Source organism: Pseudomonas sp. R5(2019) (assembly GCF_009905435.1).
GTDB lineage: Bacteria > Pseudomonadota > Gammaproteobacteria > Pseudomonadales > Pseudomonadaceae > Aquipseudomonas.
This window is the reverse complement of the sequence record NZ_JAAAMT010000039.1, coordinates 18,803-45,707: the sequence shown is the minus strand read 5'-3', so window position 1 is coordinate 45,707 and position 26,905 is coordinate 18,803. Positions and strand designations below refer to the sequence as shown.

At 62.7% G+C, this 26,905-nt stretch carries 18 protein-coding genes, 2 pseudogenes and 1 riboswitch; of the genes and pseudogenes, 15 read left to right on the top strand and 5 right to left on the bottom strand.

What is annotated here, in order from left to right; translation table 11 throughout:
* Positions 1 to 173: 173 nt before the first annotated feature.
* Complete coding sequence (locus GUY40_RS21330) at positions 174 to 1,595, bottom strand: amino acid permease (RefSeq protein ID WP_166570894.1); 1,422 nt, start codon at positions 1,593 to 1,595, stop codon at positions 174 to 176.
* Between the two features lie 341 nt (positions 1,596 to 1,936).
* Between GUY40_RS21330 and GUY40_RS21325 the strand changes: the two genes are divergently transcribed.
* From GUY40_RS21325 to GUY40_RS21305, 5 genes are all read left to right on the top strand, one after another.
* On the top strand, positions 1,937 to 3,358 hold the full coding sequence (locus tag GUY40_RS21325) for a PLP-dependent aminotransferase family protein (protein ID WP_166570893.1): 1,422 nt from the start codon (positions 1,937 to 1,939) through the stop codon (positions 3,356 to 3,358).
* A gap of 93 nt (positions 3,359 to 3,451) precedes the next feature.
* On the top strand, positions 3,452 to 4,981 hold the full coding sequence (locus GUY40_RS21320) for an FAD-dependent oxidoreductase (protein ID WP_166570892.1): 1,530 nt from the start codon (positions 3,452 to 3,454) through the stop codon (positions 4,979 to 4,981).
* Positions 4,982 to 5,577: 596 nt separating this feature from the next.
* Positions 5,578 to 6,816: a multidrug efflux RND transporter periplasmic adaptor subunit MexE gene (gene mexE, locus GUY40_RS21315; protein WP_166570891.1), complete on the top strand. Its 1,239-nt coding sequence runs from the start codon at positions 5,578 to 5,580 to the stop codon at positions 6,814 to 6,816.
* A gap of 12 nt (positions 6,817 to 6,828) precedes the next feature.
* Positions 6,829 to 10,008, top strand: coding sequence for an efflux RND transporter permease subunit (locus tag GUY40_RS21310; RefSeq protein WP_166570890.1), 3,180 nt, complete (start codon positions 6,829 to 6,831; stop codon positions 10,006 to 10,008).
* Positions 10,005 to 11,426, top strand: a complete 1,422-nt coding sequence (locus GUY40_RS21305) for an efflux transporter outer membrane subunit (RefSeq protein ID WP_166570889.1) — start codon at positions 10,005 to 10,007, stop codon at positions 11,424 to 11,426. Before GUY40_RS21310 ends, GUY40_RS21305 begins: the two co-directional genes overlap by 4 nt.
* Before the next feature lie 128 nt (positions 11,427 to 11,554).
* Here GUY40_RS21305 and GUY40_RS21300 read toward each other — a convergent pair whose 3' ends face one another.
* Positions 11,555 to 12,337 carry an SDR family NAD(P)-dependent oxidoreductase gene (locus tag GUY40_RS21300; RefSeq protein ID WP_256675813.1) on the bottom strand — a complete coding sequence of 261 codons (783 nt, stop codon included), beginning with the start codon at positions 12,335 to 12,337 and terminating at the stop codon, positions 11,555 to 11,557.
* Positions 12,338 to 12,794: 457 nt separating this feature from the next.
* On the opposite strand from GUY40_RS21300, the gene GUY40_RS21295 reads away from it, so the two are divergent.
* From GUY40_RS21295 to GUY40_RS21255, 9 genes and pseudogenes are all read left to right on the top strand, one after another.
* Positions 12,795 to 13,082: a hypothetical protein gene (locus GUY40_RS21295; RefSeq protein WP_166570887.1), complete on the top strand. Its 288-nt coding sequence runs from the start codon at positions 12,795 to 12,797 to the stop codon at positions 13,080 to 13,082.
* Positions 13,083 to 13,209: 127 nt separating this feature from the next.
* Positions 13,210 to 14,265, top strand: a complete 1,056-nt coding sequence (locus GUY40_RS21290; RefSeq protein ID WP_166570886.1) for a tetratricopeptide repeat protein — start codon at positions 13,210 to 13,212, stop codon at positions 14,263 to 14,265.
* Between the two features lie 100 nt (positions 14,266 to 14,365).
* Positions 14,366 to 14,563 (top strand): annotated as a pseudogene (locus GUY40_RS21285) (ATPase domain-containing protein); the annotation flags it as partial.
* 5 nt (positions 14,564 to 14,568) lie between these two features.
* Complete coding sequence (locus GUY40_RS21280; protein WP_166570885.1) at positions 14,569 to 16,602, top strand: response regulator; 2,034 nt, start codon at positions 14,569 to 14,571, stop codon at positions 16,600 to 16,602.
* A 197-nt stretch (positions 16,603 to 16,799) separates the two neighbouring features.
* Positions 16,800 to 17,022: riboswitch (cobalamin riboswitch) on the top strand.
* Positions 17,023 to 17,117: 95 nt separating this feature from the next.
* Positions 17,118 to 17,309, top strand: coding sequence for a CbtB-domain containing protein (locus GUY40_RS21275; protein ID WP_166570884.1), 192 nt, complete (start codon positions 17,118 to 17,120; stop codon positions 17,307 to 17,309).
* 11 nt (positions 17,310 to 17,320) lie between these two features.
* The gene (locus GUY40_RS21270) at positions 17,321 to 18,013 is read left to right on the top strand and encodes a CbtA family protein (protein WP_166570883.1); all 693 of its coding nucleotides are present in this window, start codon (positions 17,321 to 17,323) and stop codon (positions 18,011 to 18,013) included.
* The gene (locus GUY40_RS21265) at positions 18,013 to 18,420 is read left to right on the top strand and encodes a cobalamin biosynthesis protein (protein ID WP_166570882.1); all 408 of its coding nucleotides are present in this window, start codon (positions 18,013 to 18,015) and stop codon (positions 18,418 to 18,420) included. The genes GUY40_RS21270 and GUY40_RS21265 overlap by 1 nt, the downstream gene beginning before the upstream one ends.
* A 79-nt stretch (positions 18,421 to 18,499) precedes the next feature.
* Positions 18,500 to 19,246, top strand: coding sequence for a precorrin-4 C(11)-methyltransferase (gene cobM, locus GUY40_RS21260; protein ID WP_166570881.1), 747 nt, complete (start codon positions 18,500 to 18,502; stop codon positions 19,244 to 19,246).
* Between the two features lie 65 nt (positions 19,247 to 19,311).
* On the top strand, positions 19,312 to 19,563 hold the full coding sequence (locus tag GUY40_RS21255) for a DUF1272 domain-containing protein (RefSeq protein WP_166570880.1): 252 nt from the start codon (positions 19,312 to 19,314) through the stop codon (positions 19,561 to 19,563).
* A 69-nt stretch (positions 19,564 to 19,632) separates the two neighbouring features.
* Here GUY40_RS21255 and nfuA read toward each other — a convergent pair whose 3' ends face one another.
* The 3 genes and pseudogenes from nfuA to GUY40_RS21240 form a co-directional block, all read right to left on the bottom strand.
* Entirely contained in the window at positions 19,633 to 20,217 is a 585-nt protein-coding gene (gene nfuA, locus GUY40_RS21250; protein ID WP_166570879.1) for a Fe-S biogenesis protein NfuA, read from the bottom strand.
* Between the two features lie 58 nt (positions 20,218 to 20,275).
* A pseudogene (locus GUY40_RS21245) lies at positions 20,276 to 20,497 on the bottom strand (acyltransferase); the annotation flags it as partial.
* Entirely contained in the window at positions 20,498 to 22,792 is a 2,295-nt protein-coding gene (locus GUY40_RS21240; RefSeq protein ID WP_166570877.1) for a fatty acid cis/trans isomerase, read from the bottom strand.
* Positions 22,793 to 22,946: 154 nt separating this feature from the next.
* Here GUY40_RS21240 and metH point away from each other — a divergent pair, with 154 nt between their 5' ends.
* Positions 22,947 to 26,654 carry a methionine synthase gene (metH, locus tag GUY40_RS21235; protein WP_166570876.1) on the top strand — a complete coding sequence of 1,236 codons (3,708 nt, stop codon included), beginning with the start codon at positions 22,947 to 22,949 and terminating at the stop codon, positions 26,652 to 26,654.
* Positions 26,655 to 26,905: the final 251 nt, after the last annotated feature.

Genomic DNA, 26,905 nt, shown 5'->3' with positions numbered 1-26,905 from the left:
GGCGGCCCCCCAGCAGCCCCGCGCCCCCCCCCCCCCCCCGCCCCCCCCCCCCCCCCCCCCCCCCCCCCGCTCCTACAGCCGAATCCAGCAGGTAGATTTGGGTTTGTCCGCGCTGCAAAAAAAGCCAGGGTCATTCAGACCCTGGCTTTTTTCATTTCACGCCTGTGCGGCAATCAGCCTTTGAGCGCCTTGGCGGCTCGCCAGTGCATCACCATCCCCATCAGCGCAACGACCACCGCCGCCGCACCGGTCGAGATGACCAGCACCTGGTACTCCGGCACGAACGCCATGGTCACAAGGCACGCGATGATGAACACGATCACCAGGTACGTCAGCCACGGGAACAGCCACATTTTCAGGCGGATCGGCTTGCCTTCGGCCTCCAGCTTGCGGCGCATCTTCAGCTGCGAGAAGGCAATCACCAGGTACACCAGCATCGCAATCATGCCCGTGGTGTTCATCAGCACATCCAGCACGTCTTTCGGGCGCAGGGTTTCGCTGAAGTTGATCAACGCAACGAACACCGCCACCGAGCAGGAGCCGATGATCGCGAACACCGGAACGCCGGTGCCGGCACGGGTGAGCTTGAAGATCTTCGGTGCATCACCGCGGCTGGCCAGCGAGAACAACATGCGCGATGCGGTGTAGTGTGCCGAGATCAGACAGCTGCTGACCGAAGTCAACACCACGAAGTTCATCACGAACTCGGCACCCGGAATGCCCAGCAATTCCAAGGTACGGCGGTACGAACCATAGCCGGACTGACCCAGCAGCGGGTCGTTCCAGGGCACCAGCGCGACGATCAGGAACACCGAACCCACGTAGAACAGGCACACACGCCATACCACCGAGTTGGTCGCCTTGACGATCTGTTCGGAAGGGTTCTTCGACTCGGAGGCGGCGATGGTGACGATTTCCGCGCCAAGGAAGGCAAACATCACGCCGAGCATGGCGACCACCACCGACTCGAAGCCGTTGGGCATGAAACCTTCCACGGCCGTCAGGTTGCTCAGGCCATGGGCCTCACCGGTCGGCCACAGGTTCATCACGGCCAGCCCGCACACCACTATGAAACAGATGATCGCCACCACCTTGATCAGCGCGAACCAGAACTCGAACTCGCCGTAGTGTTTGACGTTGAAGAAGTTGACGCCGATCAGCACCAGCGTGGTCGCCAGGGTGAACACGTTGACGTCGACCGAGGGGAACCAGCCATGCAGGATCTTGCCGGCCACATAGGCTTCCCAGGCCATCAGGATGACCCAGAACCACCAGTACAACCAGCCAATGGTAAAGCCTGCCCAGCGACCGATCGCGCGTTCGGCATAGGTGGAAAACGAGCCAGTGTCCGGCGACGAGGTGGCCATTTCTCCCAGCATGCGCATGATCAGAACGACCAGGATGCCACCTGCCAGGTACGCCAGGATGGCGGCCGGGCCGGCGCTGTGAATCACACTGCCGGAGCCGACGAACAATGCCCCGCCGATCACCCCGGCGATGGACATCATGGTCAGGTGACGGGACTTGAGCGAAGCGCTGAGCTTGCTTTCGCCCTCTACCGTCGATGTGGTAGTGGATGTGGATGTTGCGTCCATCGGTGTCTTACCCCTTGTTTTTGTTGCCCGAGAAACACGCAAAGCCGGCACTGGCCGGTTTTACCTGCTTATCGGTGTCTGATTGTGTACGGGATGGATTGCGCCCTTGCGAGCCGTGTGGCCTTGAAATCGGCAATCGTGTTCAGCGAGCCAAGGGATTGTTCAAGAAGCTTCAACGTGCTTTAGCTAGCGATAACAGACACCTAATGTAAAAATGTCTGCCCCAGAGAGCCATGCACAGCGCCGTGAAATATTCACTGCACTGTACAGGCCGCCGATGCAGTACACCCCTCTGCCCCTGCAGGCGCCCGGCGTTACGCACACCTGAAGGCACAGCCCCAATGCTTGAATTACGACCCGACTCCGCCGACCCGCTCGTCAACCAGATCATCAACGGGTTGCGAGAGTTGATCGAAAACCAGACGCTCAAACCCGGCGCCAAGGTGCCGTCGATCCGCGCCTTTGCCGCCACCTATTCGGTCAGCACCTTCACGGTGGTCGAAGCCTATGACCGCCTGGTCGCCCAGGGCCTGCTGGTCAGCCGCGGCAACGCGGGGTTTTTCGTCAACCGCGCGGTCCCGGAACGCATCGACGCTCAAAACGAAACCGAGCCCGACAAGCCGGCGTTCAATTCCGAGTGGTACCTGCAGCAGATTTTCGAAAGCCGCCAACTGACCTTCAAGCCCGGTTGTGGCTGGCTGCCCAATGACTGGATGTTCGAAGACGGCCTGCGCCGTGGCATGCGCCAGGTCGCCGGCAGCGTGATGGAACTGAGCGGCTACGGTGACCCGATGGGCTTGCTGGAGCTGCGTAGCCTGACCGCGCAGAACCTGCAACAGGACCTGCGCATCGTCGCCAACCCCAGCCAGCTGATGCTTACCCACGGCGCCAGCCAGGCGCTCGATCTGGCGGTCCGCACCCTGGTGCGTCCCGGTGACGTGGTGCTGGTGGATGATCCCGGCTACCCGAACCTGATGAGCATCCTGCGCTTTCAGGGCGCCACCCTGATCGGCGTGCCGCGGACCCCGGCCGGCTACGACCTGGACCACCTCGAACGCCTGCTGCTGCAGCATCGGCCCACGGTGTTCTTCACCCAGCCGCACCTGCACAGCCCGACCTGCTCGCGTACTCCCCTGGCGCAGCTGCACCGGCTGCTGCAACTGGCGGTGCAGCACAACTTCCGGCTGGTGGAAAACAACCTCTACGCCGACATGATGGCCGCCCCCCTGCCGTGCCTGAGCAGCCTCGACCAACTGCAGCAGGTGGTGTATGTCGGCAGCTACTCCAAGAGCATTTCGCCCAACGTGCGGGTCGGCTATATGCTCGCCAACCCGCAACTGATCCAACAGCTGTTGCAGCTGAAAATGCGTTCGGGCCTGACCACCTCTCAAGTGATGGAACGCGTGGTGTACGCCGCCATCACCGACGGCCGGTGGCGCAAGCACCTCAAACGCCTGCGCCAGCGTCTGGCCGAAGCCCACCACGAGGTCAGCCGGCAGCTGACCCGGCTGGGTTTGGAGATCTTCGTCGAGTCGGATGAGGGCATGTACCTGTGGGCCCGCCATCCGCAGATTGCCGACAGCACCGCGCTGGTTGACGACGCGTTGGACAACGGCATCATGCTCGGCCCCGGCCAGCTGTTCATGGTCGACTCGCAAGCCACCGGCTGGATGCGCTTCAATGTGGCGTTCAGTACCGATCCTGCGTTGTGGCGACAACTGGGGCCGTTGTTTGCCAGGCATTCGCGCAACGATAGTGTCTGAGCCATCGCAACGGCTCTGGCCATTGAGGATTTCACTGGAACCGGGCCGACCGCGGACCTATCCAACCTCCATGGATAACCGCAGGAGGTGGCTATGACCTTGCATGCCGTGGCCCGTCTGGATGAGTTGAGCGATGACCGTGCAACCCGTGTTGACCTGAACGGCGTCGCCATCGTGCTGGTGCGCCAGGGTGCGCAGGTACAGGCTTTTCAAGCCGACTGTCCCCACCAAGGGGCGCCGCTGGAAGAAGGCGCGGTGTGTGAAGGCCGGCTGATCTGCCCCTGGCACAAGGCGATGTTCAACCTTGAGGACGGTCAGCTCTGCGAACCGCCCGCCTTGAAGAACCTGCGACGCTACCCGGTACGCATCATCGACAGCTGCGTCTGGTTAGATGATGAAGCCCTCGCGCAGGCGCCACCTGCAAAAGTGGACGATCAGCGCAACCTGGTCGTGATCGGTGCCGGTGCCGCTGGCAGTGCCGCGATCGCCACCTTGCACCAGCGTGGCTTCGCCGGTCGGCTGGTGTGGATCGATCAGGAACCACACCCGGCCTACGACCGAACGTCCTTGAGCAAATTCGTCATCGCCGGGCAAATGCCCGACGCCGAGATTCCTGCGCTGCTGGACGATAGCGTTTATCAAATGCCCGGGTTGGAACGGGTGCACGCCCGCGTGCACTGGGTTGATCACCAGGCGCGGCAGATTCACCTCGCCGACGGTCAGAGTCTGGCCTATGACGCCGCCTTGCTGGCCACCGGCGCGGTGCCACAGCGGCCTGATATCGAGGGTGCCGAGCTGCCGGGCGCGTTTGTCCTGCGCTCACGTTCCGACGCCGCCACGTTGCTGGACGCTGCTGTACCGGGCGCCCGCGCAGTGATCATCGGCGACAGCTTCATCGGCCTGGAAGCGGCCTCGGCCCTGCGCAAGCGGGGGCTTGAGGTGCAGGTGGTGGCGCGCCATGCCGTCCCGCTGAGCCGTCAGCTCGGCGAGCAGATCGGCGCTGCCTTGCAAGCGCTGCATCAGCAGCGCGGGGTGGTGTTCCATCGCCCCACAGAACCGCTGCGGCTGATCGGCGAGTCCCGAGTTGAAGAGGTGGAGCTCGCAAACGGTGTGCGCCTGGCGGCCGACCTGGTGCTGTTCGGCACGGGCGTGAAACCGGCCACCGATCTGCTCAAGGGGCTGGAACTGGCCGATGACCATTGCGTCAAGGTCGATGACCAATTCCGGGCCGCACCCGGGCTGTGGGCAGCGGGCGACATCGTGACCTTTCCCCTCGCCGGCCGCCCGCAGCACATTGAACACTGGCGCGTCGCCCAGCAACAGGCTCGCCTGGCCGCGTTGAACATGCTCGGCGAAACACTGGCGTTCGAAGCCGTGCCGTTCTTCTGGACCTATCACTACGGCAAGACGCTGGAAGTGCTGGGGCATGCTCGCCAGTGGAACCACATTGTTTATGAAGGCGACCTGCAAGCGTGGGCGTTTATCGCGCTGCTGTGCGTCGACGAGCAGGTCGAATCGGTGGTGGCCTGTAAATATTCGCGCACGATGGCGTTGCTGGCGCAGCGGATGAAGCGGCCCTTGTCACGCGAGGAGGCCCTGGTGTTGATCCACTCGGCCACCTGAAAAAAATGGTTCATCGCGCAATTGCGGGATAGCCACACCGAAACCACACAGATCTAAAGCCGAACAAACAAGGCTGGCAACTCCAATCTCACAGGCCATGGCACGTTGCAACAAATGTGGGAGCGGATTTATCCGCGATGCGCCGCGCGGGCGGCGCTCGATTTCGGCAGCGCCGGAAAACCCAAGGCAAGCACCTGTAAGCCTTGATACGGTCCTCAGACAACCCTCTTCATTCTGATGGGGAGGCGAGGGACTGCCAGCAGATCGCATGAGCCGTGTGAGGTGCCTGCCTTGGTTTTTCCATTGTTCTTGAGATCGAGCGCCGCCCGCGCGGCGCTTCGCGGATAAATCCGCTCCCACATTTGTTGCAACGTGCCATGGCCTGTGAGATTGGGGTTGTCAGCCTTGTTTGTAGGGCGGGAGATCGCGGTGGCGCGGGCATAAAATAGATAGCAAGCTTACAAAACCCCCGCCCCAGAGCCCTCGCGCGGCCTTTGTATCATTCAGAATGATATTTACCTTTGGCTCGTTCGATTCGTTGTTGATAGTCCCAGCTCGCAGAATCCGCCCACTATCAATTATTGGCGGACTCCCCCATGGAACAGTCACTCAAACATTTGCGTTATCCCCTCGCTGCCCTGGCAGTGCTGGTGATGAGCGCCTGTGGTCGGGCCCCCGAAGCCGTACAGGCCCCTGCCGCGCCTAAAGTCAGCGTCGCCAAGGTGCTGGAACAGTCGATCAATGAGTGGGACGAGTTCACCGGGCGCCTGGAAGCGCCTGAAACCGTCGAAGTTCGCCCGCGTGTCTCCGGCCAGATCGACCAGGTCGCCTTCAGCGAAGGCGCGCTGGTGAAAAAAGGTGACCTGTTGTTCCAGATCGACCCACGGCCGTTCCAGGCGCAAGTACGCCAGCTCGAGGCCCAGCTGCAACAAGCCCGCGCCACGGCCCTGCGCAGCGACAACGAAGCCCTGCGTGGCGAGCGCCTGCGGGCCAGCAATGCGATCTCCGCCGAACTTGCCGAGTCGCGTACCTCGGCCGCCCAGGAAGCCCGCGCCGGTGTTGCCGCGATTCAGGCGCAACTGGATCTGGCACGCCTGAACCTGAGCTTTACCCGTGTCACCGCGCCGATCAGTGGCCGTGTAAGCCGCGCCCAGATCACCGCCGGCAACATCGTCAGCGCCGATGTCACGCCGCTGACCAGCGTGGTCTCCACTGACAAGGTGTATGCCTACTTCGACGCCGACGAACGCGTGTACCTCAAGTACACCGAACTTGCCCGCGCCGGCCAGCGCGGCCAGACCACACCGGTTTACCTGGGCCTGTCCAACGAGGAAGGCAACCCGCACCTGGGCCAGATGAATTTCGTCGACAACCAGGTCAACCCCAAGACCGGCACCATCCGTGGCCGGGCCGTGTTCGACAACCGCCATGGCGACTTCACCCCCGGCCTCTACGCCCGCCTGAAACTGGTCGGCAGCGGCACCTACCAGGCGGTGCTGATCAACGACGAAGCCGTCGGTACGGACCTGGGCAAGAAGTTCGTGCTGGTGATGGATGCCGACAACAAGGCCACCTACCGCGCCGTCGAGCTGGGTCCGAAGCTCGAAGGCCTGCGCATCGTGCGCAACGGCCTGCACAAGGATGACCGGATCGTGGTCAAGGGCCTGCAACGGGTGCGCCCGGGCTCGGCGGTCGATCCGCAGGACACGCCAATGGCCAGCGAGGCCACCCTCGCCGCCCTTGCCCGCCAGCGCCAGGCCCTTGATGCCAGCAACGACAAGCCTGCGCCTGATGCGCTGGTGAAGGTTGCCGGTGCTGCGACTCCACGCGGTTAAGAGAACACGCCCATGAATTTTTCTCAGTTCTTTATCACCCGGCCGATCTTCGCCGCGGTGCTGTCATTGCTGATCCTGATCGCTGGCGGCATTTCGCTGTTCCAGCTGCCGATCAGCGAATACCCCGAGGTGGTGCCGCCGACCGTGGTGGTGCGCGCCAACTTCCCCGGTGCCAACCCCAAGGTGATCGGCGAAACCGTGGCCGCGCCGCTGGAGCAGGCGATCACCGGCGTCGAGAACATGCTGTACATGTCCTCGCAGTCCACCGCCGATGGCAAGATCACCCTGACCATCACCTTCGCCCTGGGCACCGACCTGGACAACGCCCAGGTGCAGGTGCAGAACCGGGTGACCCGGACCCAGCCCAAACTGCCCGAGGAAGTGACCCGCATCGGTATCACTGTCGACAAGGCCTCGCCCGACCTGACCATGGTGGTGCACTTGACCTCGCCGGACAACCGCTACGACATGCTCTACCTGTCCAACTACGCCATCCTCAATATCAAGGATGAGCTGGCCCGCCTGGGCGGCGTCGGCGACGTGCAGCTGTTCGGCATGGGCGATTACTCGTTGCGGGTCTGGCTCGACCCGAACAAGACCGCCTCACGCAACCTGACCGCCACCGACGTGGTCACCGCCATCCGCGAGCAGAACCGTCAGGTGGCGGCCGGCCAACTGGGCGCGCCACCGGCACCGAGTACGACCAGCTTCCAGTTGTCGGTCAATACTCAAGGCCGCCTGGTCAGCGAGGAAGAGTTCGAAAACATCATCATCCGTGCCGGGGCCGATGGCGAGATCACGCGCCTGAAAGACATCGCCCGGGTCGAGCTCGGTTCCAGCCAGTACGCCCTGCGTTCGCTGCTGAACAACCAGCCGGCGGTGGCGATCCCGATCTTCCAGAGGCCGGGCTCCAATGCCATCGACATCTCCAACGAGGTGCGGGGCAAAATGGCCGAGCTGAAGAAGGACTTCCCGGAAGGGATGGACTACAGCATCGTCTACGACCCGACCATCTTCGTGCGTGGCTCCATCGAGGCGGTGGTGCACACCCTGTTCGAAGCCTTGGTGCTGGTCGTGCTGGTGGTGATCCTGTTCCTGCAAACCTGGCGGGCCTCGATCATCCCGCTGGTGGCGGTGCCGGTGTCGTTGATCGGTACCTTTGCGGTGATGCACCTGTTCGGCTTTTCGCTCAACGCCCTGTCGCTGTTCGGCCTGGTGTTGGCCATCGGCATCGTGGTGGACGACGCCATCGTGGTGGTGGAAAACGTTGAACGCAACATCGGCCTGGGCCTGACCCCGGTCGAAGCCACCCAGCGGGCGATGCGCGAAGTGACCGGGCCGATCATCGCCACGGCGCTGGTGCTGTGCGCGGTGTTTGTGCCGGCGGCCTTTATTTCCGGGCTTACCGGGCAGTTCTACAAGCAGTTTGCGCTGACCATCGCGATCTCCACGGTGATCTCGGCGTTCAACTCGCTGACCCTGTCCCCGGCCTTGGCCGCCGTGCTGCTCAAAGACCACCATGCGCCGAAGGATCGCTTCTCGCGGTTCCTCGACAAGCTGCTCGGTGGCTGGTTATTCCGCCCGTTCAACCGCTTCTTCAACCGTGCCAGCCATGGCTACGTCGGCACCGTGGCGCGGGTGATTCGCAGCAGCTGGATTGCGCTGGTGCTGTACGCAGGCTTCATGGTCCTGACCTGGGTAGGCTTCGCCCACACCCCGACCGGGTTCGTGCCGCCGCAAGACAAGCAATACCTGGTGGCCTTCGCTCAACTGCCGGACGCGGCGAGCCTGGACCGTACCGAAGCGGTCATCAAGAAGATGTCGCAGATTGCCCTGGAGCAACCGGGCGTCGCCAACTCGGTGGCCTTCCCTGGCCTGTCGATCAACGGCTTCACCAACAGCCCCAACAGCGGCATCGTGTTCACCCCGCTCAAGCCATTCGATGAGCGCAAGGACCCGAGCCAGTCGGCGGCGGCCATCGCCGCTGCCCTGAACGCCAAGTTCGCCGGCATCGAAGACGCCTATATCGCGATCTTCCCACCGCCACCGGTACAAGGGCTGGGCACCATCGGCGGCTTCCGTCTGCAAATCGAAGACCGCAGCAACCTGGGCTACGAAGCGCTGTACAAGGAAACCCAGAACATCATCGCCAAGAGCCACAACGTGCCGGAGCTGGCCGGGCTGTTCACCAGCTACCAGGTCAACGTGCCGCAGGTCGATGCCGCCATCGACCGGGAAAAGGCCAAGACCCATGGCGTGGCCATCAGCGATATCTTCGACACCCTGCAGGTGTACCTGGGCTCGCTGTATGCCAACGACTTCAACCGCTTTGGCCGTACCTATCAGGTCAACGTTCAGGCCGAGCAGCAGTTCCGTCTGGAGCCGGAGCAGATCGGCCAGCTGAAAGTGCGCAACAACCTCGGCGAGATGATCCCGCTGGCGACCTTTATCAAGGTCAGTGACACCGCCGGCCCCGACCGGGTGATGCACTACAACGGCTTTGTCACCGCCGAAATCAACGGCGCGGCGGCACCGGGATACAGCTCGGGCCAGGCCGAAAAAGCCATCGAGAAACTGCTCAAGGAAGAACTGCCCAATGGCATGACCTTCGAATGGACCGAGTTGACCTACCAGCAGCTCCTGGCCGGCAATACCGCGCTGTTTGTGTTCCCGCTCTGCGTACTGCTGGCGTTCCTGGTGCTGGCGGCTCAATACGAAAGCTGGAGCTTGCCGCTGGCGGTGATCCTGATCGTGCCAATGACCCTGCTGTCGGCCATTACCGGGGTGATCCTGTCCGGGGGCGACAACAACATCTTCACCCAGATCGGCCTGATCGTACTGGTGGGGCTGGCGTGCAAGAACGCGATCCTGATCGTGGAGTTTGCCAAGGACAAACAAGAGGAAGGCCTCGATCCGCTGGCGGCGGTACTGGAAGCCTGCCGCTTGCGTCTGCGGCCGATTCTGATGACCTCGTTTGCCTTCATCATGGGCGTGGTGCCGCTGGTGTTCTCGTCCGGCGCCGGTGCCGAGATGCGTCATGCCATGGGCGTGGCGGTGTTTTCGGGGATGCTCGGGGTGACCTTCTTCGGCCTGCTGCTGACACCGGTGTTCTTTGTGCTGATCCGTCGCCGGGTCGAACGTAACGAGGCCCGCAAGGCGGCCAAGGCTTTGGCTCTGGAGAACCACGCATGATCATTAAACTGTTGATGCCAAGCCTTCTGGTGCTGGCCCTGGCGGCCTGCGCCGTGGGGCCGGACTACAAGGCCCCGCAAACCGCAGCGGCGCACCTGGCCGCTGCCGATGAAAAAGGCGCTGCCAGCGCCTTCGACCGCAGCCGCTTCGATGCCATCTGGTGGCAGCAATTCGATGACCCGACCTTGAACAGTCTGGTCAGCAAGGCGCTGCAGGACAACCGCCAGCTGCGCGTGGCCTTTGCCCGCCTGAAAGCGGCCCGGGCGATTCGTGACGATATCGACAACGACGCGCTGCCGACCGTGACCAGCCGTGCCAGTGCCGATGTCGGCAAGGGCCAGATTCCCGGCCAGACTGAAAACCGGGTCAACAGCGAACGCTACGACCTGGGCCTGGACATGGCCTGGGAGGTCGATCTGTTCGGCCGCATCCAGCGCGCGCTGGAAGCCAGCGAAGCCGAAGAGCAAGTGGCCCAGGCCGACCTGCAACAACTGCAAGTCACCCTGATCGCCGAACTGGTGGATGCCTATGGCCAGCTGCGCGGTGCGCAGCTGCGGGAGAGCATCGCCCTCGCCAACCTGAAAAACCAACAGGACTCGCGCGGCATTACCCAAACGTTGCGTGATGCCGGGGTCGGCAACGAGCTGGATGTGGTCCGTGCCGATGCGCGCCTGGCGGCGGTCGAGGCAACCGTGCCGCAACTGCAGGCTGAACAGGTACGCGCGCGCAACCGCATCGCCACCTTGCTCGGCGAGCGTCCGGACAGCCTCAGCGTGGACCTGAGCCCGGCCCAACTGCCGGCCATCGCCAAGGCCCTGCCGATCGGTGACCCGGGCGAGTTGTTGCAACGCCGGCCCGATGTGCGCAGCGCCGAGCGCAAACTGGCGGCGGCCACGGCCAACATCGGCGTGGCCACCGCCGACCTGTTCCCACGGGTCAGCCTCAGCGGCTTCCTTGGCTTTACCGCCGGGCGCGGATCGCAATTGGGTTCAGCGGCGGCCAAGGCCTGGAGCCTGGGGCCGAGCATCAGTTGGGCGGCCTTTGACCTGGGCAGCGTGCGCGCCCGCATCCGCGGCGCCGATGCGGATGCCGAAGGTGCGCTGGCGAGCTACGAGCAGCAGGTCTTGCTGGCGCTGGAAGAGTCGGAGAACGCCTTCAGCGACTACAGCAAACGCCAGCAACGCCTGCTCGCCCTGCTGCGCCAAAGCGAAGCCAGCCGCGCCGCGGCTGACCTGGCCTCGATCCGCTACCGCGAAGGCACGGTCGACTATCTGGTGCTGCTGGACGCCGAGCGCGAACGCCTGAACGCCGAAGATGCCCAGGCGCAGGGTGAAGTCGACCTGTACCGGGGGATTGTGGCGATCTACAAGGCGCTGGGCGGGGGCTGGCAGCCGGTCGAGGCGGTTGCCGCCAACTGATCCGGTAGGAGCAGGGCTAGCCCGCGATGAACGATGACACGCATTACCTGTGAAACCACGGCGTCCTCATCGCAGGCGAGCCTTGCTCCTACAGAAAGCAAATCTCAAGTCCAGGTTTGCGTGTCCCGTCAAGGCAGTTTTGGCGCCCAGTGCACGCCATTGATATGGGCGCCGCCATCGACAAACAGGGTATTGCCGGTGAGATAACGACTGTCGTCGCTGGCAAGAAAAAGTGCCACAGGGGCAATATCGGTGAGCGGATCACCTATTCGACCCATGGGATTGGCCTTGGCCATCGCTGCCGCATTTTCAGGGTTGCCGCGCGCAAAACGTTGATAGGCATCGCTGGCAGCGCCAGGGCAGATGACGTTGCAACACACCTGATACTCAGCCCACTCTCGCGCAGCCGTACGGGTCAGGGTCCGCAGCGCCTCCTTGCCGGCATTGTAATCGGCGCTATACATGTGCGCATTGACGCCGTTGAGAGAGCACAGGTTAATGACACGGCCCGCGCCCAGACGCCGAAACTCCGGTAGCGATGCCTGCATGGCCCAAAACGCCGCCATCAACGCCATGTCGAAGGCACCCCGCATTTGTTCGTCAGTCTGCTCCTCCAGACGAGCAAAACCCGAACCACGCCATGCATTATTGACCAGGATATCCAGGCGGCCGAACTGGTTGACAGCTTGGGCCACCATCGCTTGTACCTGCGCCTTGTCCGTCACATCCACCTGCATGAAACTCACCCGCCCCTGAAGGCCGGCTGGCAGGTAGGCGAGAAACTCATCGCCCGCACAAGCGTCGATATCAGCCATCAGCACTGAAGCCCCGGCACGGGCGTAAGCCTCTGTTATTCCACGGCCAATTCCAGCGGCGCCGCCGGTGACGATGGCGACCCGACCTTCAAGCATTCCCATGTTGGCTCCATTGAATGGTATTTCGCTGCAACGGCTAGCGTGGACGAATGTGCGAAGAAATCCTGACGTGTTGTGATATTCGCGACATCGTCCATTCGAACCACTCCGCAGCTATTGTCGGAGCGGCGGTCCGGCGTCCCGGCCTGGCCGCGATGGGCTGCGAAGCGGCCCCGGCGATTCTGATACCACCTGCACTCGCAAGCTGAGTCGCAGATGTCACTGGTCTAAGGGGCCGCTGCGCGACCCATCGCGGCCAGGTCCGCTCCTACAAAACCATACCCCAGCAAGGTGTTCCGGTAACCCCTCCTGTCATTTCTGACAGTATCCATCTCCCCGCCGCTTGTAAGACGATAACCGGGCAAACCTGACGACCCTGGGCAGTCGAGTGTCGTTTGAACGGAAACGGGCCTGCGCGACAGACCCTCCACTCAACGCAAAAAAGGGATTCACGATGGACTTCATTACCCTCGCACTTCAATTGATAAGCGGCGTCGTTGGCGGCAATTTCGCCGGTTTCAGCAAACAGAACCTGGGACCGGTCTTGAACTCGATCTTCGGTGCGGTTGGCGGCGTGGTCGTCGGCCAATTGCTGGCGGTCTTTGTGGGCGATTCCACGGCCATTACCAATGGGCCGCTGGACGTCTCGGCGATCCTCGCCAATGTGCTCGGCGGCGGCGCGGGCGGTGCGCTGCTGTCGTTCCTTGCCTGCACCCTCAGCGCCAAATTCGCGGCCAAGTAAACCTTCCGACAGTTCGGCGGGATCATCACCCGCCGAGGTCGGAATTTTCTTGCCAGACCATGAGACGTTTGACTCTCAACTCGGTCTGACCGAAGCTGACCCCCTTCGACGCGCTTCGGAACCCTTCATGTCCAATGCTTTGCGCTACGTTGCCATAGGCCTTGCCGTGTTGATCGTGCTGGGCCTGGGCAGCTCTATGCTGCGTGACGACACGCCCCAGCCTGTGCAATCGCTCAAACACAGCTACAGCAAATCCCTGGACCAGGCACGCAACGGCCAGCCCGGCGCTGCGCGGGTGCTGTACCAGCAACTGGCGCGCACCGACCTGACCCCGAAGCGGCGCATCGCCCTGTTGGTGCAATTGCCCAACTACCCCAGCCCCCAGGCCCTGAAACTGGCCGATGCGGACCTGGCCAACCCGTCCGCCGAGGTGCGTCTGGCGGCGATCGACAGCATCCATGGCCTGGTCCCCGGCCCGCAACGCAGCCTGCTGCTGGGGCCGTTGCTCGACGATCAGGAACAAGCCATTCGCTTCGCTGCCACGCGCGCGCTGCTCGGCCTGAATGCCGTTGACCTGGGCTTGTATTCCGCCCCCCTGGACAAGGTGCTGGATGAATACAAACAATTCTTGCAGGCTCAAACCCAGAGCAGCTCCGCTCAATTGCAACTGGCCCGCCTGTATCTGCACGACGGCGACTTCCCCCCCGCCAGCGAGGCGCTGGCGCGAGCGCTGAAGCTTGACCCGGATAACCTTCAAGCCATCGCCACCCAGGTTCAGCTGCTGGACCGCCAAGGCCTGGCCGACCAGGCCCGTCAGGTGCTGGCCGATCAATTGACCCGTCACCCCGATTCGGCCTTTCTGCAGCAGGAACTGGGCCTCTGGCTGCTGCACCACGATCAGAGCGAATATGCCCTCCTCGCCTTCGCCCGCGCACTGGAGCTGGCGCCGGACAACAACGACTACCGCTACACCCTGGCTATCAGCCTGCACAGCCTGGATCTGATCGGCCCGGCCCAGCAGCAGCTCGAGGATATCCTTCGTCGCCAACCCGCCAACCGCAAGGCACGCGTGCTGTTGATCGAGTACTGGAAAGAAACCGGGCAGTTGCAGAACGTCCAAGTGTTGCAAGCCGAGCTTGAACAGCAGAACCCGGACGATCCCGCCCTGCAACAAGGTCTCTGAACCGATCGTAAACTACGTGGAACCGCGTTCTTCGCCCATGGTCAAGTGATAAAGCAGCGCATCGATGCCTGCCCCTTCGGCCATTCGAGGAGCCACGTTGATGACAGACAGAGCCCCCACCGGGATCAGCGGTCTGGACGATATACTCGCCGGTGGCCTGGCCCGCGGACATATCTTTCTACTGGAAGGCCAACCCGGTGCCGGCAAGACCACCATCGCCCTGCAGTTTTTGCTCGAAGGCGCCGCGCAGGGCGAGCGCACGCTGTACATCACCCTGTCGGAAACGTCCCGGGAACTGGACATATGACCGACCTGCGCGGCGCACCCGAACGCGCGGTGATTCTGGCGCCCTTGGGCCGCGACAGCCAGATCGCCGCCATGCTGCTGAACGAAGCCGGCTTCGCGGCGGTCATCGCCAGCGACTTCGAGGATCTGTGCCGCGCGGTTCAGGAAGGTGCCGGCATGGCGTTGATCGCCAATGAAGCCTTGCATGGGGTCGACCTCAAGCCGCTGCGCATTTACCTGAGCCAGCAACCGACCTGGTCGGACTTGCCGATTGTGCTGATGACCCAACGCGATGTGGGCCCTTCGCCTGGCGATGGCGTGTCCCTGCAACTGGGCAACGTCTCGTTTCTCGAGCGCCCGTTTCACCCGGCGACCCTGCTCAGCCTTGTGACCACCGCCATTCGCAGCCGCCGTCGGCAATACGAGGCCCGCGACCGCCTGCAGGATTTGAGTGAAAGCGAACAGCGTCTGCAGAACGCCCTGACCGCCGGGCGCCTGGGCACCTGGACACTGAGCCGCGAAAAGCGGGTACTGGACTGCTCGACCTTGAGCAAATCCCACTTTGGCCGCGCCGAGCATGAAACGTTCAACTACTCGGACTGGCTCAATAGCGTGTACCCAGATGATCAGTCGATGATGCAGGAGTCGCTTCGGCACAGCCTGGACTGTGGCGCCGATTACATCACCCAGTTCCGCAATGTCTGGCCCGATGGCTCGCTGAACTGGGTGGATGTGCGTGCGCGCGCTATCCGCAAGACCGATGGCGAGGTCATTGCGCTGGTCGGGGTATCGTCGGATATCACTGAACGCAAACAAGCCGAGGAGCAACTGCGGCGCCTGAACGAGAACCTTGAACAGCAGATCGAAGAGCGCACTGTGCAAATCCGCCAGAACGAAGAGGCCCTGCGCCAGGCGCAAAAAATGGAAGCGGTTGGCCAACTCACCGGCGGTATCGCCCACGACTTCAACAATATGCTGACCGGCATCATCGGCAGCCTGGAACTGATCCGCAGGCGCCTGGCGCGCGGCCGCCTCGAGGATCTGGCCGGGCTGATCGAAATGGGCGTCACCTCGGCCAACCGCGCGGCCGCCCTGACCCACCGTTTGCTGGCCTTTTCCCGGCGCCAATCGCTGGATGCACGGCCAGTGGAGGTAAACCAGCTTGTCAACTCCATGGCCGAACTGCTGCAACGCAGCCTCAATGAGAGCGTTGAATTGAGGCTTTCACTCAACGACAACCTCTGGGTGGCGGAAGCCGACCCCAACCAACTGGAAAGCGCCCTGCTCAACCTGGTCATCAATGCCCGAGATGCCATGCCCAACGGTGGCCACTTGACTGTACGTACGGAAAACCGCCACCTGGACGACAACTACAGCCGCACCCAGGCCAACTTGAGAGCCGGTGACTACGTGATGCTCAGTGTCAGCGACGATGGCTGCGGGATGCCGCAAAGCATCATCAACCGCGCGTTCGACCCCTTCTTCACCACCAAACCCATCGGCCAGGGCACCGGCCTGGGCCTGTCGATGATCTACGGTTTCACCCAGCAGTCCCGTGGCCATACAGCGATCCAGAGCCAGGTTGGCAAAGGCACTACCGTCAGCCTGTTTCTGCCGCGCCTGCTCGGTGAACAGCTACCCGCACAGGTCAAGGTGAAACACACCCCGACCCCGGCGCTCAAGGGCCAAACCGTGTTGGTCGTCGAGGATGACTCCGCCGTGCGCCTGCTGGTCGGCGAGGTCTTGACCGAGATGGGCTATGCCTACCTTGAGGCCGCCAATGCCGACGCGGCCATCCCGATCCTCAATGGCGAACAGCGGATCGACTTGATGATCAGCGATGTCGGCCTGCCCGGCATGAATGGCCGGCAACTGGCGGAAATTGCCCGGCAGTTGCGCCCGGGCCTGCGGGTGCTGTTTATCACCGGCTACGCCGAGCATGCGGCGGTACGCGCCGGCTTCCTCGACCCCGGCATGCAAATGATCAGCAAACCCTTCGCCGTTGAATTATTGGCGGCCAAGGTCGCCGAGATGATCGGCACACTGCGCTGAAGGCTATCCATCGGCGCATTCCTCTCATCCATTTGACTTGTACAAATCCGCATCTATGTAGGAGCCGAGCTCGCTCGCGATGTGGGCGACGCGGTGCACAGGGTAGACCGTGGTGATGCCATCGCGAGCGAGCTCGGCTCCTACAGCCCTTGAAAAATCCTGTCACTAAAATTGACGCAGCCACCCCCGCCATGCTCTCCTAACGCCTTCGTTCGGGTGCCCTTTTACAGGGTGAAACGGGAAACCGGTGAGCCAGGCCCTTGAAGCCAGGCAATTCCGGCGCTGCCCCCGCAACGGTAAGCGAGAGAAGAATCAGATCCACTGTGCCAGCAGTCCGGCATGGGAAGGTGATTCTTGCAGGCCATGTCACTCAATGGTCCCTCGCAAGCCCGGAGACCGGCCCGATCCAGATCTGACACAACCCGCGGTGGGCGGGCGCTGTTGCAACCTCCAGGCTTTGGCCTGCGGGGTTGTTTGCGCATGGCCACCCCGATCACAGCAAAGAGGGAAGCGCCATGCCCATCACTACCGCCAACCACAACCGTACCGCCGCGGTCACCTCCACCCAGACCCAACGCCTTGTCGTTGCGTTCAGCGCCGCCATCCTGGGCGCTTGGCTGGTGTACTTCGCCGGGTTCTCGCATATCGAAGCCGTTCACAACGCCGCGCACGATACCCGTCACAGCGCCGCCTTCCCGTGCCACTGAGAACAGCCGACATGATCAAGCGTATTGCTCGCACCGCTTGCTTTGGCGGGTTGCTCGCTGCCCTGTTTCTGACCCTGCTGCAAAGCTTCTGGGTGGCACCGCTGATTCTTCAGGCCGAAACTTATGAAAACGCGGCACCTGCCAACGAAGTTGCCCATGAGCACGCCGAAGGCACCGCCGCTCACAGCCACGATGCGCAAGCCTGGTCGCCGGAAGACGGCTGGCAGCGCGTGCTGTCCACCACCGGTGGCAACCTGGTGGTTGCTGTTGGATTTGCGCTGATGCTGGCCGCCCTCTTCACCCTGCGCGCCCCTGGCCGCACGGCTGAAGGCCTGCTCTGGGGCCTGGCCGGTTTCGCCGTGTTCGTCCTGGCACCAACCCTGGGCCTGCCGCCGGAACTGCCTGGCACCGCCGCCGCTGACCTGGCCCTGCGCCAATTCTGGTGGATCGGTACCGCCGCTTCTACCGCGGTTGGCCTGGCGCTGATCGTCTTCGGCAAGAACTGGCTGCTCAAAGTGGTCGGCGCTGTGCTGCTGGTCGCACCTCATGTAATGGGCGCGCCGCAACCAGACATCCACGAAATGCTGGCACCCGAAGCGCTCGTAGCTGAGTTCAAGATTGCGTCCCTGGTCACCAACGCGCTGTTCTGGCTGGCGCTGGGCCTGGCGTGCGCCTGGCTGTTCCGCCGTCCCGGCAAGGCCTGATGCAACCTCAAGTGGTGGCCGGGCTCGGCTGTCAGCGGGGTTGCCCGGCCGATGCGCTGGGCAACCTGCTTGAACAGGCACTCAAAGCCGCCGGTTTGACGCCGGCCAACCTCGCGGGGTTGGCCAGCATCGACCTCAAGCGCGAAGAGCCGGGCCTGCTGGCCCTGGCTCGGCAATTGGATGTGCCGCTGTTTTTTTTCAGCGCCGATCAGTTGAACGCCTTCGAGCCAATGCTCAGCCACCGGTCGGCGATTGCCTTTGCCCGCACTGGCTGCCATGGCGTCGCTGAAAGTGCCGCACTGGCCCTTGCCCGGCAGTGCTTCGGTACTCCCCCTCGCCTGATCGGCGCCCGGCAAAAGATCACCCAAGCGACCGTGGCATTGGCAAGCCTGGCTCAATCGCGCTGATAATCCCCTCTATGACGACCTCGCTACTTGAATTATTTTCAAGCAGCCGGCCTTTTACTCCCTTCTGCAGGACATCCGTATGACCGTCTACTTCATTGGTGCAGGCCCGGGCGATGCAGAGCTGATCACGGTCAAGGGTCAACGCTTGATTCGCAGTTGCCCGGTGATCATCTATGCAGGTTCATTGGTCCCGACCGCGGTGCTGGAAGGCCATCAGGCCGAACAGGTGATCAACAGCGCCGAGCTGCATCTGCAGCAGATCATTAATGCCATTGAGGCGGCCCACGTCAAAGGTCAGGACGTGGCCCGCGTACACTCCGGCGACCCGAGCCTGTACGGCGCCATCGGCGAGCAGATCCGCTGCCTGCGGGCGCTGGGCATTCCCTATGAAATCATCCCCGGCGTCACCGCCACGGCGGCCAGCGCCGCTCTGCTGGGCATCGAACTGACACTGCCTGACATCTCCCAAAGCGTGATCCTGACCCGCTATGCCGACAAATCGCCGATGCCTGCCGGCGAAGAATTGCACAGCCTGGCGCAGCACAAGGCGACCATGGCCATCCATTTGGGTGTACAGCACCTGGAGAAGATCCTCGGCGAGCTTCGCCCACACTACGGTGGCGACTGCCCCATTGCGGTGGTGCATCGGGCCACCTGGCCGGACCAGGACTGGGTGACCGGCACTCTTGACGATATTCTGGAAAAAGTCCGCGCCAAGGGCTTTCGGCGCACGGCGCTGATTCTGGTCGGGCGCGTGCTGGCCGCGGACAGCTTCTGCGAGTCGAGCCTGTACCGGGCCGGCCACGCCCATTTGTACCGGCCCTGATCGACCATTGCGGGCGGGCGGACGACGCGCCACACTGCCTGTTCAACCGCCCCAAGGACACCACCATGCTTGAGTTACGCCCTCACTGCGAATGCTGCGCAACCTTGCTGCCGGGTGACAGCACCGACGCGATGATTTGCTCGTTCGAATGCACGTTTTGCCGCGACTGCGCCGACAATACGCTGCGCGGGCGCTGCCCCAACTGTGATGGTGCCTTGACGCCCCGCCCGCCGCGGGTCGGCGAGAAGCTGCGCAACAACCCCGCCTCGACCCACCGCATCGTCAAGCCCCAGGGCTGCCCGGCGCACAGCGCCTGACCATCGACACGCATAAAAAAACGGCGCTCACGGGGCGCCGTTTTTTTGAGTGAAGCTGCAGCGAACGCTTTAGTAGTAAGCGTTTTCTTTCTGCGAGTGGTCGGTCACATCGCGAACGCCCTTGAGCTCGGGAATGCGCTCGAGCAAGGTCCGCTCGATGCCTTCCCTCAGGGTCACGTCGGCCTGGCCGCAGCCTTGGCAACCACCGCCGAACTGCAACACAGCAATGCCATCCTCGACCACTTCGATCAGGCTGACCTGGCCGCCGTGGCTGGCAAGACCGGGGTTGATCTCGGTTTGCAGGTAGTAGTTGATACGCTCGTTGATCGGGCTGTCGGCGTTGACCATCGGGACCTTGGCATTCGGTGCCTTGATGGTCAGCTGGCCGCCCATGCGATCGGTAGCGTAGTCGACCAGGGCGTCGTCCAGGAACGGCTCGCTGACAGCATCGATATAGGCGGTGAAGCTTGCCAGCCCCAGCGCGGTATCTTCAGGCTTTTCTTCGCCTGGCTTGCAGTAGGCGATGCACGTCTCGGCGTACTGGGTGCCAGGCTGGGTAATGAAAATGCGTATGCCGATGCCCGGAGTGTTCTGCTTGGAGAGCAGATCGGCCAGGTAATCGTGCGCGGCGTCGGTTATCTTAATGGCGCTCATGGAAGTTCCTCACAGACTTGCCCGCAGTTTACGCGAAACACCGTCAAAGGCAAAAGTCCTAGTAATTCTGTCGGGTTAGGGGAACCGCGACCGGTACTGCCCGGCGGCTATCCAGCCAGCCCTTGATACCGCGGTACAGACGCTTCTCGATCAGCACATAGCTGCCCCACGACGCCAGCGCTATCAACGGCACACAGGCGGCGAACACCGCGTACGGGCTCAAGCCGAAGTGCTCGCTGGCAAACCAGCCGCCGTACAGCACCAGCACATGAATCAGGTGTCAGAGGTTTTCGTAGCGGTTCATGTCCAGCACCCCGGACTCCACAGGGTCAGTTTCCTTGATGTAGGTACTCAGATCATGGAAATACTGCCAGAACTGCGGATGACTGCGACGAATACCCCAACGCTGGACGATCCGCTCGAATTGCTCAGAGGTTTTCGCCAGCTCCATGTCTTCAACGAATTCCGGCACATCGTCGGTGGAGAGGTTGAACATGAAGTTGGGGTAGCTGCTCATCACCCCCGGGTACATCGTCAGGGTGTCCAGGCCCGGCTGATAGCGGTAGGCCTCGCCAAGCATGAACGCCACGTTGCTGTGAGCACGGTTGCGCAGCAGGCTGTAGACCTCGCGCTTGCCGCTGCTGTCCTGTATCCGCAGCAGGGTGGCCTCGGGCAGCTGCTCGATCACCTTGAGCCCCGCCGCCGGGCGTGACACCAGCCGGCTCAGTGTCTGCTCGGCGTTGCGCAAGTCCTCGCTGACGTTCGGGCGCGAACAATAGGCTCCCTGGCAGCGGTTGATCGGGTCCGGTCGGGCGTTGAGGCTGGCACTGCGCGCAATCAGCTTGAGGCCAAAGTCACGCTTGGGGTTGTGCTCGTCCAGATTCAGGCCGGTGGGCGTGTCGGTGTCGATCTTCTCGTAGTCCAGCCACATCTTGATCTTGCCGCTGTTCTGGTACCAGTCGCTGAGGATCCTGCCGCGCCTGTCGGCCGGCATCAGGCGCAGGAAGTTGACCTCGGCGCCATTGCGGATCAGGTCAAAGTAAAGGCGAGTCTGAGCCTGATGCGCGACGTTACCGAAGACATCGAAGTTGACCGCCAGCTGGTAATAGGTGCGCTCGAACAGCGGGTAGTCGAACAGCCACATCGTCAGCGGCACATCGCCCACCAGGCCCTTGCTGACCGATGCGCTGTCGAAATGCCGGAAGATAGTCAGCAGCGCGTTGTCATTGCCGGCCCACAGGGTCGACCAGCTGGGCGGCGACAGTTCGGCATAGGCTTCGCGGCGCAGTTTTTCGTACTCGTTGCGCTTGTCCCGGTAGGCATGCCAGAGGCTCAGGATGCTGCCGACGTTGTCGATCTGCCCGGGCATCGCCAGCAATGGCGTGGCTTCGCCCCGGTAGTTGGCATCGGTGATGTAGCGGTCATGGGCCGGCTCCTGGAACAGCGCCCAGAAGTTGTCGCGGATCACGTCGGTGGCGATCTGCCCGCGGCAGACCGGCCCGCGGATAAAGGTGCGGACAAAATACTCGGCGTTGTCGAGCATGAACTGGTAGCGCGCCACGGCCGGGATGGCCTCGAAGGTCTCGAACGGGTTGGCGCGGTGCCGCGGGCCGTAGCCGGGCAGCGACGTGGCGTGCCAGTCGCCACTGTAGAACAGCTGCTTGACCCGCTTGAGCTTGTTCGGCCCCATGGGGTATGTAATGTGGGTTTTGTGCACGATCACGCCCTGCACCGGCATCAGGCGATAGTAGAAATCACTGCCTGGCTCGTCGTTGGGGCGGCGCGTGGCAATCAGGTCGACCGGCTTGCCACTGGGCGTGCGCGAACGCACCCACTGGAAGAAATGCCCGGGCTCGCCGCCGGTGAAGTGGATATGGGCCAGAAACAGGTGCTCGTACAGCCAGCGCCCGACCAGTGCTTCGGTGGAACCAGGCCGGTTGAGCAAGGCTTCCCAGTCGGCGATCTGCCTCGCTTCGGTGGCGCTCGGCTGGATCGGGTGGTACTCGACCGGCGCGCCGGCGGCGAGCCAGCGTTGCAAGGTTTGGTATTGGCCATCGGTCAGGCCGGTGACCGCCAGCGGCATGCCCTCTTTGGGGTGCGCGCCCGCGTAGGCGTCGAACTCGCCGGGCAGCGGGCAGAGGTTGTCGCGGTTGAGCCCCAGGACGATCTCTTCAGGCAGTTTGGCATTGGGCTGCAATGGCGTGCGGTGACCGAGCTCCAGCATCCGCGCCATCAGCGAGGCCTGGCTGGCCTGGTTGTCGAGCACTGAATAGAAACCCTTGTGGCGCCAGGCATCGGGGCCACTGGCGTCAAGGAACAATCGGGTCGGCGCTTCGGCGACACTGCGATCGCCCTTGTACACGGGCACCTTGGAAGCCCCGCGCGCCGCACCCTCGGCGCTGCCCAGGTTGAGCTGGCAGGCGGCGTCGTTGCAGGCGTGGCAGGCCACGCATTTCTCGGTGAAGATCGGCTGAATATCCCGGGCATAGGCAATAGCGGGGCGGGAAAGCGGGGTTTGCCCTAGCGCCAGGCTGCTAACAAGCAGCAAGGCCAAACTGGCAAGCAGGCGGTGCATGTGCCGGTGTCCTGAATGTGATGACGGTCAATTCTACCTTGGGGTCGCCCCGCTCAACATGAGCCAAATTCATGCAAATGCACAACAGGCTTAAAAAGCGCGCGGGTTTGTTATTATTCGCCTCTTTTCAGCATTCGCCCTACCAGGTAGCCCTATGTCCGATCGCAGCGCTCGTCTTAAAGCACTTCAGCAAGCCCTCAAAGAGCGCATTCTGATTCTCGATGGCGGCATGGGCACTATGATCCAAAGTTACCGCCTGGAGGAACACGACTATCGTGGCACACGCTTCGCCGACTGGCCGAGCGACGTCAAGGGCAACAACGACCTGTTGATCCTCTCGCGCCCGGACGTCATCGGGGCCATCGAGAAAGCCTACCTGGATGCCGGTGCCGACATCCTGGAAACCAACACCTTCAACGCCACCCAAGTGTCCCAGGCCGACTATGGCATGGAAGCACTGGTGTACGAGCTGAACGTCGAAGGCGCCCGCCTCGCTCGCCGCGTGGCCGATGCCAAGACCCTGGAAACCCCGGACCGCCCACGTTTCGTCGCCGGCGTGCTCGGCCCTACCAGCCGTACCTGCTCGATCTCCCCGGACGTCAACGACCCGGGCTTTCGCAACGTCACCTTCGATGAACTGGTGGAAAACTACACCGAGGCCACCCGCGGCCTGATCGAAGGTGGCGCCGACCTGATCCTGATCGAGACCATCTTCGACACCCTCAATGCCAAGGCGGCGATCTTCGCCGTGCAGCAGGTGTTCGACGAAGATGGCGTCGAGTTGCCGATCATGATTTCCGGCACCATTACCGACGCCTCGGGCCGGACCCTGTCCGGGCAGACCACCGAAGCCTTCTGGAACTCGGTGCGCCACGCCAACCCGATTTCCGTCGGCCTCAACTGCGCCCTGGGCGCCAAGGACCTGCGCCCGTACCTGGAAGAGTTGTCGACCAAGGCCGGCACCCACGTCTCGGCGCACCCTAACGCCGGCCTGCCGAACGCCTTCGGTGAATACGACGAAACCCCGGCAGAAACCGCTGCGGTGATCGAAGAGTTCGCCGCCAGTGGTTTTCTCAACATTATCGGCGGTTGCTGCGGCACCACACCTGCGCACATCCAGGCCATCGCCCAGGCGGTTGCCAAATACCCGCCGCGCGAGATCCCCGAGATCCCCAAGGCCTGCCGCCTGTCAGGTCTGGAACCCTTCACCATCGACCGCAACTCGTTGTTCGTGAACGTCGGTGAGCGGACCAACATCACCGGTTCCGCCAAGTTTGCCCGGCTGATTCGCGAAGAGAACTACACCGAAGCCCTGGAAGTGGCCCTGCAGCAAGTTGAAGCCGGCGCCCAGGTGATCGACATCAACATGGACGAAGGGATGCTCGACTCCCAGGCGGCCATGGTCAAGTTCCTCAACCTGATCGCGGGCGAGCCGGATATTTCCCGGGTGCCGATCATGATCGACTCCTCCAAGTGGGAAGTGATCGAGGCGGGCCTGAAGTGCATTCAGGGCAAGGGCATCGTCAACTCGATCTCCATGAAAGAAGGCGTCGAGGTGTTCAAGCACCACGCCAAGCTGTGCAAGCGCTATGGCGCGGCAGTGGTGGTGATGGCGTTCGACGAAGTCGGCCAGGCCGACACCGCCGCACGCAAGCGCGAAATCTGCCAGCGCAGCTACGATATTCTGGTCAATGAAGTCGGCTTCCCGCCTGAAGACATCATCTTCGACCCGAACATCTTCGCCGTGGCCACCGGCATCGAAGAGCACAACAACTACGCCGTCGACTTCATCGAAGCCTGTGCGTATATCCGCGATCACCTGCCCCATGCGCTGTCTTCGGGCGGTGTGTCCAACGTGTCGTTCTCTTTCCGGGGCAACAACCCGGTGCGGGAGGCGATCCACTCGGTGTTCCTGTACCACGCGATCCAGAATGGCCTGACCATGGGTATCGTCAACGCCGGCCAGCTGGAGATCTACGACGAGATCCCCAAGGCGCTGCGTGAGCGGGTCGAGGACGTGGTGCTCAACCGCACACCGGAAGGCACTGACGCCCTGCTGGCCATCGCCGACGACTACAAGGGCGGCGGCGCGGTCAAGGAAGTCGAGAACGAAGAATGGCGTTCGCTGCCGGTCGACAAGCGCCTGGAGCACGCGCTGGTCAAGGGCATCACCGCCTTTATCGTTGAAGACACCGAAGAATGCCGGCAGCAGGTCGCGCGCCCGATCGAGGTGATCGAAGGCCCGCTGATGAGCGGCATGAACATCGTTGGCGACCTGTTTGGCGCGGGCAAGATGTTCCTGCCCCAGGTGGTGAAATCCGCCCGCGTGATGAAGCAGGCTGTTGCGCACCTGATCCCCTTCATCGAAGAGGAAAAAGGCGACAAGCCTGAGGCCAAGGGCAAGATCCTGATGGCGACCGTCAAAGGCGACGTGCATGACATCGGCAAGAACATTGTCGGCGTGGTGCTGGGCTGCAACGGCTACGACATCGTCGATTTGGGCGTGATGGTGCCGGCAGAGAAGATCCTGCAAGTGGCGCGTGAAGAGAAGTGCGACATCATCGGCCTGTCGGGCCTGATCACCCCGTCGCTGGATGAAATGGTCCACGTCGCCCGTGAAATGCAGCGTCAGGACTTCCACCTGCCGCTGATGATCGGCGGCGCGACCACCTCCAAGGCGCACACGGCGGTGAAGATCGAGCCCAAGTACAGCAATGACGCGGTGGTCTATGTGACCGACGCCTCACGCGCGGTAGGCGTGGCCACGCAGTTGCTGTCCAAAGAGCTCAAACCCGGTTTCGTCGAACGCACACGCCTTGACTACATCGATGTGCGCGAGCGCACCGCCAAACGCAGCGCCCGCACCGAGCGCCTGAGCTACGAGCAGTCGATTGCCGCCAAGGCGACGTTTGACTGGAGCGAGTACCAGCCGGTAACGCCCACCTTCACCGGCGCGAAGGTGCTCGACAACATCGATCTCAATGTATTGGCCGAGTTCATCGACTGGACGCCGTTCTTCATCTCCTGGGACCTGGCCGGGAAATACCCGCGCATTCTCACCGATGAAGTGGTGGGCGAAGCGGCCACCGTGCTGTTTGCCGATGCCCAGGAGATGCTGCGCAAGCTGATCGATGAAAAACTCATCAGCGCCCGTGCGGTGTTCGGTTTCTGGCCAGCCAACCAGGTCGAGCATGACGACATCGAAGTCTATGGCGACGACGGCCAGCCGCTGGCGCGCCTGCACCACCTGCGCCAGCAGACCATCAAGCCGGACAACAAGCCGAACTTCTCCCTGGCCGACTTCGTGGCGCCCAAGGACAGCGGCGTGACCGACTACGTGGGTGGCTTTATCACCACCGCCGGCATCGGCGCCGAAGAGGTGGCCAAGGCGTATCAAAAGGCTGGTGACGATTACAACTCGATCATGGTCAAGGCTTTGGCCGACCGCCTGGCCGAAGCGTGCGCCGAATGGCTGCACCAGCAGGTGCGTAAAGACTACTGGGGTTATGCCAAGGACGAACACCTGGACAACGAGGCGTTGATCAAGGAGCAGTACCGCGGTATTCGCCCGGCGCCTGGCTACCCAGCCTGCCCGGACCATACCGAGAAGGCCACCCTGTTCCGTCTGCTCGATGGCACCGCCATCGGTGAGACAGGCCCCAGCGGCGTGTTCCTCACTGATCACTTCGCCATGTTCCCGGCGGCGGCTGTCAGCGGCTGGTACTTCGCGCATCCGCAGGCGCAGTACTTTGCGGTGGGCAAGGTGGATAAGGATCAGGTCCAGAGCTACTCCGCGCGCAAGGGGCAGGAGCTGAGCGTGAGCGAGCGGTGGTTGGCGCCTAATCTTGGGTATGACAACTGACCGACTCCAGTCGCCCAGGCAACTGGCGGAATGTAGGAGCACAGCTTGCTGGCGATAGATTCACCGCGGTGTGACAGATACACCGCGGTGCCTGCATCGCCAGCAAGCTGTGCTCCTACGAGCTGAAGTGCCCCGCCCTTTTTCGGCAGAAATAAAGATCGGTGTAGGAGCAAGGCTTGCGCAGGTGGTTCGGGGTTTGTCAGCAGTCTGCGTGGTGCTAGAGTCATATCACCAGCCCATCCGCGGAGCCG